We start from the raw sequence: 13,423 nt of genomic DNA, 5'->3' as shown, positions 1-13,423 counted from the left end.
ACGCAGCGCTCGCCGTGCCGGTGATGATATCGGCATCACGTCGAGCCGGTTCCGATTTTCGTACTCCCCTCGCCTTGTTGGCCCCGCCTCCACGCTCGGCGCGTTCCGTCTGTTGCCTCAGCATCTGGCGGGTTCCCGCAGACAAACCGCCCAACCGCTTGGCCTGGAGATGCCAGGACACGGCGCGGGCCAGCAAGTCGTGGCTAAGGCTCTTAGGTGGCGGATGCCGGTAAATCCGCTTCCACTCACGGGCCAGGTCTTCCCGCGGGAGAGCGCCGATCGCGGCGATCTCCCTCTCCACTTCATTCGCTGTCGACATCGGCATCACCGCGCCTTGGCCGGCGTTTCGATACGATAGCGGCGAGCGCCATCCTTACCGACCTCGCTGGCGACGGTCAGGCCAAGCTTCTTCCTGACCGTCCCCGACAAGAACCCGCGCACCGAATGCGCCTGCCAGCCGGTCACCTCCATCAGTGTCGCGACCGTGGCCCCTTTCGAGCTTCGCAGCTTCTTCAGCAACATCTCCGTCTTGGAGGTCGGCGCCCTCGGTTTGGCGGAGCTGACCAAGTCTGAATCGCCAGGTCGCTCGTCTTGGTCAACGTTACCGGACGTTGCCCCAATCGTAGGTGTCGGGGTGTTGCCGGCTCGCCTCCCGCGCCCCTTCACAGTGTTGAGAGCAGATAGCTCCGCCGCAACGCCTGGGCTGGCGTCGTTGCCGGTCGAAGAGGCCAAACCCTCGGCCAAAATCAGTTCAGGGATGTTCATCGTAGTCTCCGTCAGTCGCCGCCCGAACCATTCGGGCCGCAGCACTGACGAAGGCCCGCAGGGCGGGCTGGGAGACTGGCGGCGTGCGATCACCGGCACCCCGCCTCGACAACAGCAATGCTTGCCTGAACAAGGAAGTCCAGTCAGTTGTGCTTCCCAGGGACGAGTTCTTTTACGGCCAAGATTACCTAAGTGTCTGTCCGGAAGCTTTGTGAATCGGCAGAGTCGGTTAGCGATATGGGGGTTGTGGAGTTGGAATCGGCTATGATTCCTTAGCTGGCGCTGATTCGACAGGAGGCGCCGATGTGGACCGTTGAGAACCGCGCTCGCTACAATCGTGATCACTTGCGTTATCCGAGCGACCTTACGGACGAAGAATGGGCGCTGATCGAACCGCTGATCCCGCCGGGTAAACCGGGCGGCGGCAAGCGGCGGGTGAACCTGCGCGAGGTGGTCAATGGGTTGATGTATGTGCTTTCGACCGGCTGCCAGTGGCGGGCGATGCCGAAGGACCTGCCGCCTAGGAGCACGGTCTACGACTATTTCGACCTGTGGACGTGGGACCTTACACTCGACCGCATCCACCATGCGCTCTACGTCATCTGCCGGGAAAAGGCGGAGCGGGACGCCTCCCCGACCGCCGCGATCATCGACAGCCAGAGTGTCAAAAGCGCCGAAAAAGGGGGACCTGCATCGACCCGCATGGCTATGATGCGGGCAAGAAGATCAAGGGCAAGAAGCGGCACATTCTCGTCGATACCCAAGGCTTCTTGATGCATGCCCTCGTTCATGCCGCCGACATCCAGGACCGCGACGGCGGTGTGATGGTGATGGCCACCCTGTTCGGGCTCTATCCCTTCCTCATCAGGCTCTATGCCGATGGCGGCTATCAAGGAGCGGCGTTCCAGCAGGGGATGAAGAAGGCCCTCGCTCGTGTGAACGTCGAGATCGTCAAACGCTCTGATCAAGCTAAGGGTTTCGTCGTGCTCCCCAAACGATGGGTCGTCGAGCGCACATTCGCATGGCTCAACCGTTGCCGGCGCTTGGCCAAGGACTGGGAATGCCTCAACGTCAAGGCGCTCGCCTTCCTCAAACTCGCATCCATCCGCCTCATGATCAGAAAACTATGTAATCCTTCATGAAGTTACCGGACAGACTCTAAGATTGCTTGATGGAGCAGACGCTTACGGTCGAGCGCTGCCGCAATCGGACAGTCCGCTAGCGGCCCCGAGGCAGCCGATCGGCATAGCGCCTTATCTTCGCCGTGGTGGCTATGAAGCGTCGGCTAAAGTCAGACCTTAGAGGCTATGTGCGGATCGTCGAAATCAAATTGCGCATGCGTCCTATAAAGGCCTGCGGTCCAGGACAATGCGGCGGTGTTCGATATAGCCGATCGCCAAACGTCGCTCAGGCAGCTATCTTCATCGACTTTGCCAGTAGTTTGATCGCCGGTTCCAGCGGCCGCTGACCATTATCATAGTCCTTCCATGCCGTGGTTTTTGCTAGAAGGCCAGGGACTGTGCGAAGAGTGTAGCGCTTGGGGTCGAGATCGTCTTTGACCTGATTCCAGGTAATCGGCATCGACACGGTGGCACCGGGCCGCGCGCGCGGCGACAGCGGCGCGACAGCCGTCGCCATGCGATCATTGCGGAGATAATCCAGGAAGATGCGGCCGTGGCGCTGCTTCTTGGCCATCTTGATCAGGTAGAGTTCGGGATTGTCGCGCGCCATCTGCAGGCAGACGTCGTGGGCGAAACTTTTGGCCTCCGGCCAGGTCAATTTGCTGCGCTTGGCCACGGCGAGCGGGGTAACGACGTGTAGCCCCTTGCCGCCGGTGGTCTTGCAGAAGCTGACGAGACCGAGATCGTCGAGGCGGTTACGAATTTCCTTTGCCGCTTCGACGACCCTCGAGAACGGCACGTCCGGGCCGGGATCGAGGTCAAACACCAGGCGGCCTGGGACTTCCGGCTGCTGTGGCGCACAGTTCCACGGGTGCAGTTCGAGCGCACCGATCTGTGCGACGGCAACCAAGCCTTCAACACGGTCGATCTGCAGATAGGGCTTCTTGTCGCCAAACACCGTGACCAGCTCCAGCAAATTGGAGGTCCCCGGCATGGCATGGCGCTGGAAGAACTGCTCGCCGCCGATCCCGTCTGGGGCACGGATGATCGAGCATGGACGGCCCCTGATATGGTCGATCAGCCACGCGCCGACGGCTTCGTGGTAACGGGCAAGATCTTCCTTGGTGACCGGTGTGCCGTCGTTCGCGTCGGGCCAGAGGGGCTTGTCCGGGTTCGATATCAGCACGCCCATGACATCGACTTTGCCGCCGCGACGGGAGGGTTTAGATGACGTTGGCGGCGTCGGCTGAGGAACATCGATCGTTGTCGCAGAAGCGGGCTCCTCTGTCTCGACCTCCGCGGCCGGCTTGTCTTCGCGAAGCCCCTTGAAGGCGGCCTGGCGAACGAGCCCGTCTGACGTCCAGCCGGCGAACTCTATTTCGGCGACTAGTTCAGGCTTGAGCCAAACGACGCTGGGCTGCTTCTTCGGCGCGCCGATCCCGGTGAAGGGTGACTTAGCGGCCTCGATTGCCTTCAGCTTCGGCAGCAGGTCTTTGACCTTGCCTGCCCCGTAGCCCGTCCCGACGCGACCGACATAGACAAAGTGGTCACCGCGATTAACCCCGACGAGAAGAGACCGGAATTTACCGTTGGTGGTCGCATAGGCGCCAATGACGACCTCATGGCCGGCGCGGCACTTGGATTTCGCCCAGGTCTCGGTGCGTCCGGAGACGTAAGGCGCGTCGGCGCGTTTCGACACAATCCCCTCGAGAGACAGGCGGCAGGCCGAGCGCAGGACCGCCTCGCCGCCGGTCTCGAAATGTTCGACGAAGCGAAGGCGATCATCCTCGCCGGCGTTGGATAAGAACTCCTTCAACCGAGCCTTCCGTTCGCTCAGCGGCAGTGCGCGCAAATCCTCGCCTCCTTCGAAGAGGAGATCGAAAGCGAAATACACGAGCGCGTCGGTTTTCCCTTCTGACAGAGCAGCTTGAAGGGCGGCAAAGTCCGGTGCGCCGTTCTCGTCGAGCGCACAGATTTCGCCGTCGATGATCGCGTCCGGCAGATTGCCGGAGGCTTCCGCGATGGCCGGATATTTGGCGGTCCAGTCGAGCCCCTTGCGGGTCTTCAACGTCGCCTCGCCATCAGCCACACGCATTTGGATGCGGTAGCCGTCGAACTTAATCTCATGCAGCCATCCGTCCCCCGATGGCGGACGCGCAAGGGTTTCGCAAAGCTGAGGAGCGATGAAGTCGGGGAGATGAGCGGTCGTGACGCTACTCCGTTTCTTCTTTCCCCGCGCCTCTGCCTTGCGCTCTTCGGCGGCAAGGCCGGTGCGGCTGTCCCAGACAGCATCTGCCTCCACGTTGCCGCCCTGCAGCATGAAAGGCTTCGGCTTGCGACCCTTGCCGCCGGCAATTGCCTCCATGGTGCGGCCCGAGGCGACGGAAGTGTCATTCTTCTCAAGGACCGCAGCGCCGTTTTTCTCTACCGCGAATTCATCGCGATGCTTGATCAGCAGCCAGTTTGTGCGCTTGCTCCGTTCCCGGTCGTGGGCCATCCGGACCAGAACGAAGCTTCCGTGCAGACGCTCGCCCTCAAGCGTGAACTTAAAATCGCCCTCCGCAAGAGCCTGCTCAGGGGTCTTCTTGCCTTCCGGCTCCCAATAGCCTCGGTCCCAAAGCATAACCGTCCCGCCACCATACTGGCCTTTCGGAATCGTCCCTTCGAAGTCGCCATAGTCGAGCGGATGATCTTCCACCTCGACCGCGAGCCGCTTGTCATGCGAATCGAGGGAAGGGCCGCGGGTCACAGCCCAGGATTTGAAGACGCCATCAAGTTCGAGCCGAAGATCGTAGTGCAGCCGCGTTGCGTCATGTTTCTGGATGACGAAGCGACGGCGGTTCGATGGCTTGACCGACTTCTGGCCGCTCGGCTCCTGCGTCTGCTTAAAATCGCGCTTGGCCCTATACGGCGTGAGTTTATCGTCAGGCATCGGTCTTCCCGTGCGAAACACTGTTCCCAAAGCAGAATGTCAGAGGGTGAGAACATGTTCCCTCTCTCATGCAATCTGGGCTTTGGCGCTCGATTGGCAACCGCGAACATCGCAGCGAAGGGTCCAACAAACCCCTTTAGAACGGGCGGCGTCACTGCAATCCTCCCCGGGGTCTGGCGGCGACGTCCGCAGCATCGTCCGAAAATGCCGGATAGCGATTGAACCGGAAGAGTCCGGCGGCGTTGTTCAAAACCGAAACCGAATGGAGAACAAAGATGGCCAGCTCTGCAACCACGCGCGGACGCAACCAGGACCGTGCGAAAGTCGCCGGCGGACAAGATCACGAGGTCAAATACGAGGGGGGGAAAACCGGCGCTAGCAAGACCGAAGTCAAGACCGCCGTAAAGTCGGTTGGCAACAGCCGCACGAAGGTTGAAGATAAGCTAGGCAAGAAGTGACCCGCGCGACAACGCAAAACGGGCGCGTCGTCCGAGAAGCCGACCAGCTGTGAGCAAATTGGAGGAAGGCCTGCGGTTCGGACCGCTTCGCGGGCGATGGGTGCACCTCTGCGTTGACATGCAACGGATGTTTGCCGAGCTGACGGAGTGGCACACCCCTTGGATGGAGCGAGTGCTGCCGAATGTCGTAGCGATCGTGGAGCTTGATCCAACCCGCACGATCTTCACCAGATTCATTCCTCCCCAATCTCTAGACGATGTCGCGGGCGCGTGGAGGCGGTATTATCGCAAATGGGAAACCATGACGCGCGATCGGCTCGACACACAACTGATTGATCTCGTTCCTGACCTGGCCCGTTTCGTTCCGCCGGCAGTGATTGAGGACAAGCTCGTGATGTCGGCTTGGCACGGATCGTTGCATAAACGCCTGCAGTCGGCCGGCGTCGATACGCTCATCGTATCGGGAGCCGAGACGGAGGTCTGTGTCCTTGCTTCCGTGATGGGGGCTGTAGACTTGGGGTATCGCGTGATCATTGTCGCAGACGCGATCTGCTCCGGAGCGGACGCCACGCACGACGCCATGCTCGCCATCTACGAGAGCCGCTTCGGCATGCAAGTGGAGACGGTCACCACTGCCGATCTCGTGGCGGCGCGCATCGATGGAATGCTTTGAGGAGGAGTGAGCGCGAATGATAAAGCAGCAGCGCATCATCGAGAAGTTAGGAGTGTCGTCCCGTTTCGATGTCGCTCAGGAAGCCCGGCAGCGTATTGACTTCCTCGCCACCTATCTGCGGGCATCGGGTCTTGGCTGCCGACGTGATGCTGGAGTCGATCAGGCTCGCCGGCGCCGATCTCGGCGATGCCAGCCGCCAGGATTTCTTGCTCGGCAACATCAAGGCGCGTCAGCGCATGACCGCCCAATTCGCGCTGGCCGGCGCCACCCGAGGTCCCGTCATAGGTACAGATCATGCAGCCGAGGCACTGATGGGCTTTTTCACAAAGTTCGGCGACGGTGCAGCGGACGTCATCCCTCTTTCGGGGTTGAACAAACGTCGGGTTCGCGCCTTGGCTGCGCATTTGGGTGCGCCGCACGAAATGGTTGCCAAGGTTCCGACTGCCGACCTGGAAAACCTGGCTCCGCTTCGCCCGGACGAAGATGCCTATGGCGTTACCTACGATCAGATCGACGATTTCCTGGAAGGCCGACAGGTCGACGACGCGGCTTACAGGCGGATACTTCACATGTATTCGAGCACCGCACACAAGCGCGCGCTTCCGGTCGCGCCTATCGAACTGCCTTCTTCCGCCTGATCAAAGCCGGAATTCACCGCGAACCGGCATACCTTTGCCCCAAGAAGTCGACGAAGGAAGCCGCCCGCAATTAGGTGACCGAGGCATTTCCTGCAGCGGGCGAATGTCACGCCTGGGAGAGCATTTCGGAACAACAAGGCGCGCTAGAGCTTAGGCTTTGAATTCAGCGAGAGGTTCCGATGCGCGCACTCACCTGGCACGGCAAACATGACATTCGTTGCGAGAGCGTGCCCGACCCCTCGATCGAAGCGCCTACGGACGCGATTATCAAGGTCACCTCCTGCGCCATCTGCGGCTCCGACCTCCATCTTTACAATGGGGTCATTCCCGACATGCACAGCGGCGATGTGCTTGGCCACGAGAACATGGGCGAGGTTGTCGAAGTCGGATCCAGCGTCTCCAATCTGAAGGTCGGCGATCGCGTTGTGGTCCCGTTCGTTATCGCCTGCGGGGAGTGCTTCTTTTGCAAGCGCGGCGCCTTCTCCGGCTGCGAGCGCTCCAATCCGCAGAAAAGCAAGGAAAAGGCCGAGACCATGTGGGGGCACTCGCCGGCTGGCCTTTTTGGCTACTCGCACCTCCTCGGCGGCTTCCCTGGCGGCCAGGCGGAGTATCTTCGCGTGCCCTACGCCGATGTCGGGCCGATCAAGGTGCCGGCGGGTTTGAGCGACGAACAGGTGTTATTCCTCTCGGACATTTTTCCGACCGGCTACATGGCGGCGGATTTCTGCGACATCCAACAGGGCGACACGATCGCCATTTGGGGCTGCGGCCCTGTGGGCCAGATGGCTATCCGCAGCGCCTTCCTACTCGGAGCCGAGCGGGTCATTGCAGTCGACACGGTTCCGGAGCGGCTGGAACTGGCGCGCGCCGCTGGCGCCATCACAATCGATTTCCTCGACGAGGATGTTTACGACCGCATCCAGGAACTCACGAAGGGTCGCGGCGCCGACGCCTGCATCGATGCGGTTGGCACCGAGCCGCTGGCCAATTCCAGCTTCTACGCGATGGTCGACCGGGTGAAGGTCGCCACGTTCATGGGAACCGACCGGCCGCATGTCCTGCGTCAGGCAATCCACTGCACGCGCAATTTCGGCACGGTCTCAATTGTCGGCGTCTACGGCGGATTTCTCGACAAGATCCCGTTCGGATCCGCCATCAACCGGGGTTTGACGATGCGGATGGGGCAGACACCTGTGCAAGGATATCTGCCCAAGCTGCTGGCTCACATCGAGAACGGCGACATAGACCCGTCCTTCGTGATCACCCACACGGCGAGCCTCGAAGAAGGCCCCGACCTCTACAAGATGTTCAACGACAAGAAGGACGGCTGCATCAAAGTCGTCCTCAAGCCATGACGCCGGCACCATATGTCTGAGACCTCCCGACCCCTTGCCATCGTCACCGGCGCTTCCAGCGGCATTGGCTTCGAACTCGCCAAGCTCGCCCTTGATCAGGGATACGACCTGATCATCGCGGCCGACGAGCCGGAGATCCACGACGTGACCTTCGCACTTGAAGCGGACGGCGCTGTAGTTAGTGCCGTTCAGGCTGATCTCGCCACCACAGAGGGTGTCGACCGTCTCTACGACGTTGCGCGCGAGCTTGGACGTCCGGTCGAAATCCTAATTGCGAATGCCGGACGCGGCCTCGGCCACGCATTCCTCGACCAGGATTTTGAGGAGGCCAGACGCGTGGTCGACACCAACATCGTCGGCACCATCTACCTTGTGCAAAAGGTCGGACGTGACATGCGCGAAGCAAACCGAGGCAAAATACTCCTAACCGGCTCGATCGCCGGTTTCATGCCGGGCTCGTTCCAAGCCGTCTACAACGGTACGAAAGCCTTCGTGAACAGCTTTGCTTTCGCGCTGCGCAACGAACTCAAAGACACCGACGTCACCGTCACCTGCCTGATGCCCGGCGCCACCGAGACGCGGTTTTTCGAACGTGCCGGCATGCTCGATACAAAAGTAGGGCAGCAGGAAAAGGACGACCCAGCCGATGTCGCAAAGACGGGCTGGGATGCGATGTTACGTGGCGATGGCGACATTGTCAGCGGCCTCAAAAACAAGATTCAGTCCGCGATTGCCAACGTTACACCGGCGGGCCTGCTCGCCGAGCAGCATCGGAAGATGGCTGAGCCCGCTTCGGCTGACGAAAAGTGAGGGAGCGCAATCCTCCAAACCTAGGCATACCCCGGGCGGCCGTCTCCAAAGCTTCAAGTCTCGCGTATTCTCGTGGTAGCGACAATCCGATCCATGACATGGCGTGCGACTGCCTCGTAATTGGCGGCGGCCCAGCTGGACTGACCGCAGCGACCTATCTCGGGCGGTTTCGCCGTCGGGTCATCGTCGTCGACGCGGGCGAAAGCCGCGCGAAGTGGATTCCCGTCAGTCACAACTGTCCTGGTTTTCCCGACGGTATCGCCGGGGTCGATTTGCTCGAACGCCTGCGCCAGCAGGCGCTGATGGGTAATGTTGACCTCGTCGACGATACGGTGACCGCTCTCCGGCGCGAAGGAACTGATTTCGTCGCCACCGCATCCTTTCCCATTCGGGCTCGCGCGGTGCTTATCGCCACCGGCATTGTGGATACGCTTCCACAAACTGCGGATGTGAGCGACATGATCGCGGGCGGCTCGCTACGCCTCTGCCCGATTTGCGATGCCTACGAAATCGTCGACAAACGTGTGGCAGTAATCGGCCCGGCAGACCAGGCGGCAAAGAAGGCCGTATTCTTGCGGACCTATTCGAACGACGTCACTTTGCTCGTGACCGAGCCAATATCTGAACTTGACCCCACCGCGAGCGAATTGCTCAACGGTGCTGGCGTTGCGGTGGAAGAATGCCTCCCGGATTCGGTGCGCGCGGAGGGCGCTGGAGCTCTTGTAAGCCTTCCTGACGGAAGAATGCTTTCTTTCGACACGATCTACCCCGCCATGGGTTGCACCATGCGCTCAAAGCTCGCCATCGATCTCGGCGCGGCATGCGATGAAGCCGGCAATCTCGTTGCAGACTCGCACCAGCGCACGGGCATAGCCGGCCTCTATGTCGCAGGCGACGTCGTCGACGAAATCAACCAGATCGCAGTGGCCTTTGGGCATGCGGCGATCGCCGCCGTCGACATGCACAGCTATCTTGCGACGACCGATTAAAAACGCGGCCCGCTTGCACGCCGAAGACCGTTGCGGTGGACGCGACGTCGTCTTCGGCTCGCCGGCAGGGGAACCTTTGATCCGCTGCGCGCTTGTTGAGCATGCGCCTTCACGACCCCCGTGAATGGCAGCGTAGCGCATGCGCACCAAAGGAAAACTCCCATGGCAAAAGAAAAGACGCTGGAAGATCTCTTCCACGACACATTGAAAGACATTTATTACGCGGAAAGGAAGATCCTCAAGGCTCTTCCCAAAATGGCGCGAGCCGCTTCCTCACCGGAGCTCAAGGCGGCCTTCGAAAAGCATAAGGACGAGACCGAAGGTCAAGTCGAGCGCCTGCAGCAGGTGTTCGAACTGATGGGCAAGCGTGCTCAAGGCAAGGCCTGCCCGGCGATCGACGGGATCCTCGAAGAGGGCGACGAAATCGCCGAGGAATTCAAGGGCACGCCGGCCCTCGACGCTGGCCTGATTTCCGCGGCCCAGGCGGTCGAGCACTACGAGATCACACGTTACGGCACGCTCAAGCGCTGGGCCGAAGTGCTCGGTATGAACGATGCCGCCGCGTTGCTCGAGCAAACGCTTGGCGAGGAGTCCATGACCGACGAGGCCCTAACCGGCTTGGCGGATGCATCCGTCAACGAAATGGCCAAGGCCGCCTGATCAAACACAGCCACCCGCCACCATCGGGTGGCTGTTGCAATTTATGATCCCTACTACCGACAGGAGACCACCATGGGTCGCGGCATTCTGCTCTGGCTTCTCGGCGTTCCAATACCGATCATCATCCTCCTCGCTCTGTTCATGCGATAGGAGGACATCATGGCATCAACCATCACGGCGACAGATGTCGCCGCACCAGTGGAATCGTCCTCCTCGGCAGTCAGCTGGGGCCCCATCGTTGCGGGTGCATTCGCTGCCGCAACCCTCACCTTTATCCTGATGTTGCTGGGCTCGGGTCTCGGGCTGACCATGGTCTCTCCGTGGTCCGGCGAAAGCGCCAGCGCGACGACCTTCGCGGTCTCCACCGCGATTTGGCTCGTTATCGTGCAGTGGCTGTCGTCAGGCCTGGGCGGTTATCTTACCGGACGCCTTCGCACCAAGTGGGTCGGTATCCACACGGACGAGACCTTCTTCCGGGATACCGCGCATGGCTTCATGGCCTGGGCGCTTGCAACAATGCTGGTCGTTTTCGTGCTCGGCTCCGCGTTGTCTTCGGCGATCGGCACCGGCGTGCAGGCGGCTTCGACCGTTGCGTCGGGAGCCGCGATGGGAGCCTCCGCAGGTGCGAGCGCGAGTGCCGGAGAGGGTGGCGGGACCGATGCGACCTCCTATTTTGTGGACGCGTTTTTCCGGCCAAGCGATCCAGCGAGGCTGGCGGCGCCAGGCGCAGAAGGTGACGAGGCAGCTGCTGCCCAAGCCTCGCGCATACTTGTTGCGAGTGCGGCCGCGGGCGAGGTTTCGGCTGACGACAAAACTTACCTTGGCCAACTCGTTGCCGCACGCACAGGTCTTTCCCAGGCCGATGCGACGGCACGGGTCGATGCGGTCCTAGCCCAAGTGGAGCAGGCAAAGGTTGCCGCGCAGGAGGCTGCTGACACAGCGCGAAAAGCCGGCGCAACCTTTGCCCTATTGGGTGCGCTCTCTCTCATCGTCGGCGCTTTCATAGCGAGTGCCGCCGCGGCACTTGGCGGCGGGCAGCGCGACGACGAAGAGACGCTCTACCTCACCGATCGACGCTGAGTTGCGGATCGGCCGGTCCTCAGGGCCGGCCGATCCCCCCATGTCAGTCTCCCATGTTATTGTGCAGTGCAGCAACGATATGGCTGCGAGTGCGTTGCACACACGCCGCCCAGTCAGGGGCGTCAAAAACAGGGACGGCTCCATTGCGAAAAATCTCGGATACGATCGCGCGCCTAGCAAAACTGCGCGGGCTACAAAATGCACATCCCACCTCTTTCGCACCCGCCGATCGACTCTCCACCCTCGGAAAATTCGGCTCCAATCCCGGCGCCTTGCTGGCACGATACTATCTGCCCGCGGACCTCCCGAACGCCGCGCCGCTCGTCGTCGTACTCCACGGTTGTACCCAAAGTCCCGCCGGCTACGACCATCACTCGGGATGGTCCCAACTCGCGGATGAGGCCGGTTTCGCGCTGCTCTACCCCGAGCAGCAACGCGCCAACAACCCCAACCTCTGCTTCAACTGGTTCCTGCCGGCAGACACTGCCCGCGAACGCGGCGAAGTCTCTTCGATCCGGCAGATGATCGAGACGATGGTCATTGCCCACGGCCTGGACCGAAAGCGCGTCTTCGTTACCGGTCTTTCCGCCGGCGGCGCCATGGCCGCCGCGATGCTTGCTGCCTACCCCGAAGTGTTCGCCGGTGGCGGCATCATTGCCGGGCTGCCTTTCGGCTGCGCGACAACCGTGCCCGAAGCGTTCGATCGGATGCGCGGCCACGGTGGCCCGCCCGAGCAAGACCTGCAGCGGCTTTTGCGAAAAGCTTCCAAGCACAATGGGCCGTGGCCCAGGATTTCGATCTGGCAGGGCTCCGCCGATCACACTGTGGCCTCTGGCAACGCAGGGTCCATCGCGGCTCAGTGGCGCGGCGTGCACAAACTCGACACGGCGCCGACGCATTCGACGAGCGAGCGCGGACGAAGCCGGCAGGTGTGGGCTGACGAAGCAGGCGAGGCGAAAATCGAGATCAATATGATTGCAGGTATGGGCCACGGTACTCCCATCGGCAACGGCCTCGGCACGGCCGGACCTTACATGCTCGATGTAGGCATCTCTTCGACCCGGGAGATTGCGCGGTTTTGGGGTCTCGGCGATGCCGAGTACTCGAGCGTGTCAGCGAGGTCGAGGTCCGCCACCCCAAGGGGCGAGACGACACCATCAACATTTCACCTTCGGGCTGCGTCCGGGGAGCCGGCGAAGGCCAGGCCAGCAGAACCGGCTCGAATTGAACTGCAGGGATCGCAAGCTGGAGCGGTAAAAAAGGTCATCGAGGGCGCTCTGCGCGCCGCGGGCCTGATGCGGTAGGGAGCGCGCAAGCCCTCGAGGCTCAGTCGCACGGATAAGCGCGGCAGAGGTCTTCAACCAAGGAACGCGGTAGGCTTTGCAATCGTTGACTGCTGTCAGCGAGTATCCAGCATGCACCTGTTCCAGATCCTTCTCCCCCGAGCCGACAACGCCGGCCAGCCTTTCGCGCGGGAAGATTTCGATCGGGTCAAGGAGGAACTGGCGGCTGATTTCGAGGGCGTTACCGCCTATTTGCAGGCGCCGACAGAAGGTCTTTGGCGGGAAGGCGGTCAAACCGACAATGACGACATAGTTATCTTTGAAGTGATGGCGGAAGAAATCGATCTGCACGATTGGCGATGCCGACGCGCCGAGCTCGAATGCCGGTTCCGGCAAGACAAGGTTATCATCCGCTACATGCCCATGGCGCTCGTCTAGTCTAGGGCGACTCCATGCCTTCGACCTCGATCCGCAAGAGCGAATACGATCCCGAGAGCGAGGTTCTGTCTGTGTGGTTCGTTGCGAGCGGCAAGCGCTATGACTACGAAGGTGTTCCTGCGGAGGTCTATGCTGCATTCAGAGCCGCCTTCGCAAAAGGCCGCTTCTTCAATGAGCACATCCGGGAACGCTTTCGTTACCGCCTGAACCCGGAGGAGTAG

13 protein-coding genes and 2 pseudogenes are annotated in these 13,423 nt (G+C 61.2%); 12 read left to right on the top strand and 3 right to left on the bottom strand.

Going from position 1 to position 13,423, the window contains the following annotated elements; all coding sequences use genetic code 11:
• Positions 1-319, bottom strand: a 319-nt coding sequence (locus ABMA59_RS33730; RefSeq protein WP_349009740.1) for a DUF2924 domain-containing protein, incomplete at its 3' end; no start/stop codon positions are given.
• Positions 320-324: 5 nt separating this feature from the next.
• Complete coding sequence (locus tag ABMA59_RS33725) at positions 325-567, bottom strand: DUF3489 domain-containing protein (protein ID WP_349009739.1); 243 nt, start codon at positions 565-567, stop codon at positions 325-327.
• A gap of 501 nt (positions 568-1,068) precedes the next feature.
• Between ABMA59_RS33725 and ABMA59_RS33720 the strand changes: the two are divergent.
• Positions 1,069-1,907, top strand: a pseudogene (locus ABMA59_RS33720) (IS5 family transposase).
• 265 nt (positions 1,908-2,172) lie between these two features.
• On the opposite strand, the gene ligD reads toward ABMA59_RS33720, so the two are convergent.
• Positions 2,173-4,818 carry a DNA ligase D gene (gene ligD / locus ABMA59_RS33715; protein WP_349009737.1) on the bottom strand — a complete coding sequence of 882 codons (2,646 nt, stop codon included), beginning with the start codon at positions 4,816-4,818 and terminating at the stop codon, positions 2,173-2,175.
• Between the two features lie 275 nt (positions 4,819-5,093).
• On the opposite strand from ligD, the gene ABMA59_RS33710 reads away from it, so the two are divergent.
• The 11 genes and pseudogenes from ABMA59_RS33710 to ABMA59_RS33660 all read left to right on the top strand — a co-directional run bounded on the left by ABMA59_RS33710 (position 5,094) and on the right by ABMA59_RS33660 (position 13,423).
• Complete coding sequence (locus ABMA59_RS33710; RefSeq protein ID WP_349009736.1) at positions 5,094-5,276, top strand: DUF3606 domain-containing protein; 183 nt, start codon at positions 5,094-5,096, stop codon at positions 5,274-5,276.
• Between the two features lie 49 nt (positions 5,277-5,325).
• On the top strand, positions 5,326-5,949 hold the full coding sequence (locus ABMA59_RS33705) for a cysteine hydrolase family protein (RefSeq protein ID WP_349009735.1): 624 nt from the start codon (positions 5,326-5,328) through the stop codon (positions 5,947-5,949).
• A gap of 137 nt (positions 5,950-6,086) precedes the next feature.
• Positions 6,087-6,587 (top strand): annotated as a pseudogene (gene nadE, locus ABMA59_RS33700) (NAD(+) synthase); the annotation flags it as partial.
• Between the two features lie 179 nt (positions 6,588-6,766).
• Entirely contained in the window at positions 6,767-7,942 is a 1,176-nt protein-coding gene (locus ABMA59_RS33695; RefSeq protein ID WP_349009734.1) for a zinc-dependent alcohol dehydrogenase, read from the top strand.
• A gap of 12 nt (positions 7,943-7,954) precedes the next feature.
• Positions 7,955-8,752, top strand: a complete 798-nt coding sequence (locus ABMA59_RS33690; RefSeq protein ID WP_349009733.1) for an SDR family NAD(P)-dependent oxidoreductase — start codon at positions 7,955-7,957, stop codon at positions 8,750-8,752.
• A 98-nt stretch (positions 8,753-8,850) separates the two neighbouring features.
• Positions 8,851-9,741: an NAD(P)/FAD-dependent oxidoreductase gene (locus ABMA59_RS33685; RefSeq protein WP_349009732.1), complete on the top strand. Its 891-nt coding sequence runs from the start codon at positions 8,851-8,853 to the stop codon at positions 9,739-9,741.
• 162 nt (positions 9,742-9,903) lie between these two features.
• Positions 9,904-10,401: a YciE/YciF ferroxidase family protein gene (locus ABMA59_RS33680; RefSeq protein ID WP_349009731.1), complete on the top strand. Its 498-nt coding sequence runs from the start codon at positions 9,904-9,906 to the stop codon at positions 10,399-10,401.
• A gap of 159 nt (positions 10,402-10,560) precedes the next feature.
• Positions 10,561-11,481 (top strand): hypothetical protein, encoded by a 921-nt coding sequence (locus ABMA59_RS33675; protein WP_349009730.1) that lies wholly within the window; start codon positions 10,561-10,563, stop codon positions 11,479-11,481.
• 143 nt (positions 11,482-11,624) lie between these two features.
• Positions 11,625-12,785: an extracellular catalytic domain type 1 short-chain-length polyhydroxyalkanoate depolymerase gene (locus ABMA59_RS33670; protein ID WP_349009729.1), complete on the top strand. Its 1,161-nt coding sequence runs from the start codon at positions 11,625-11,627 to the stop codon at positions 12,783-12,785.
• A 111-nt stretch (positions 12,786-12,896) separates the two neighbouring features.
• Positions 12,897-13,202 (top strand): hypothetical protein, encoded by a 306-nt coding sequence (locus ABMA59_RS33665; RefSeq protein WP_349009728.1) that lies wholly within the window; start codon positions 12,897-12,899, stop codon positions 13,200-13,202.
• A gap of 14 nt (positions 13,203-13,216) precedes the next feature.
• Positions 13,217-13,423, top strand: coding sequence for a KTSC domain-containing protein (locus ABMA59_RS33660; protein WP_349009727.1), 207 nt, complete (start codon positions 13,217-13,219; stop codon positions 13,421-13,423).

This window comes from Mesorhizobium yinganensis, from assembly GCF_040081985.1.
GTDB lineage: Bacteria > Pseudomonadota > Alphaproteobacteria > Rhizobiales > Rhizobiaceae > Kumtagia > Kumtagia yinganensis.
This window is presented reverse-complemented; position numbering and strand designations above follow the sequence as displayed.

Coding starts and splice junctions, on each gene's coding strand:
- ligD (WP_349009737.1), bottom strand. CDS start 4,818: ATGCCTGACGATAAACTCACGCCGTATAGGGCCAAGCGCGATTTTAAG.
- ABMA59_RS33710 (WP_349009736.1), top strand. CDS start 5,094: ATGGCCAGCTCTGCAACCACGCGCGGACGCAACCAGGACCGTGCGAAA.
- ABMA59_RS33695 (WP_349009734.1), top strand. CDS start 6,767: ATGCGCGCACTCACCTGGCACGGCAAACATGACATTCGTTGCGAGAGC.
- ABMA59_RS33690 (WP_349009733.1), top strand. CDS start 7,955: ATGTCTGAGACCTCCCGACCCCTTGCCATCGTCACCGGCGCTTCCAGC.
- ABMA59_RS33685 (WP_349009732.1), top strand. CDS start 8,851: ATGGCGTGCGACTGCCTCGTAATTGGCGGCGGCCCAGCTGGACTGACC.
- ABMA59_RS33680 (WP_349009731.1), top strand. CDS start 9,904: ATGGCAAAAGAAAAGACGCTGGAAGATCTCTTCCACGACACATTGAAA.
- ABMA59_RS33675 (WP_349009730.1), top strand. CDS start 10,561: ATGGCATCAACCATCACGGCGACAGATGTCGCCGCACCAGTGGAATCG.
- ABMA59_RS33665 (WP_349009728.1), top strand. CDS start 12,897: ATGCACCTGTTCCAGATCCTTCTCCCCCGAGCCGACAACGCCGGCCAG.
- ABMA59_RS33660 (WP_349009727.1), top strand. CDS start 13,217: ATGCCTTCGACCTCGATCCGCAAGAGCGAATACGATCCCGAGAGCGAG.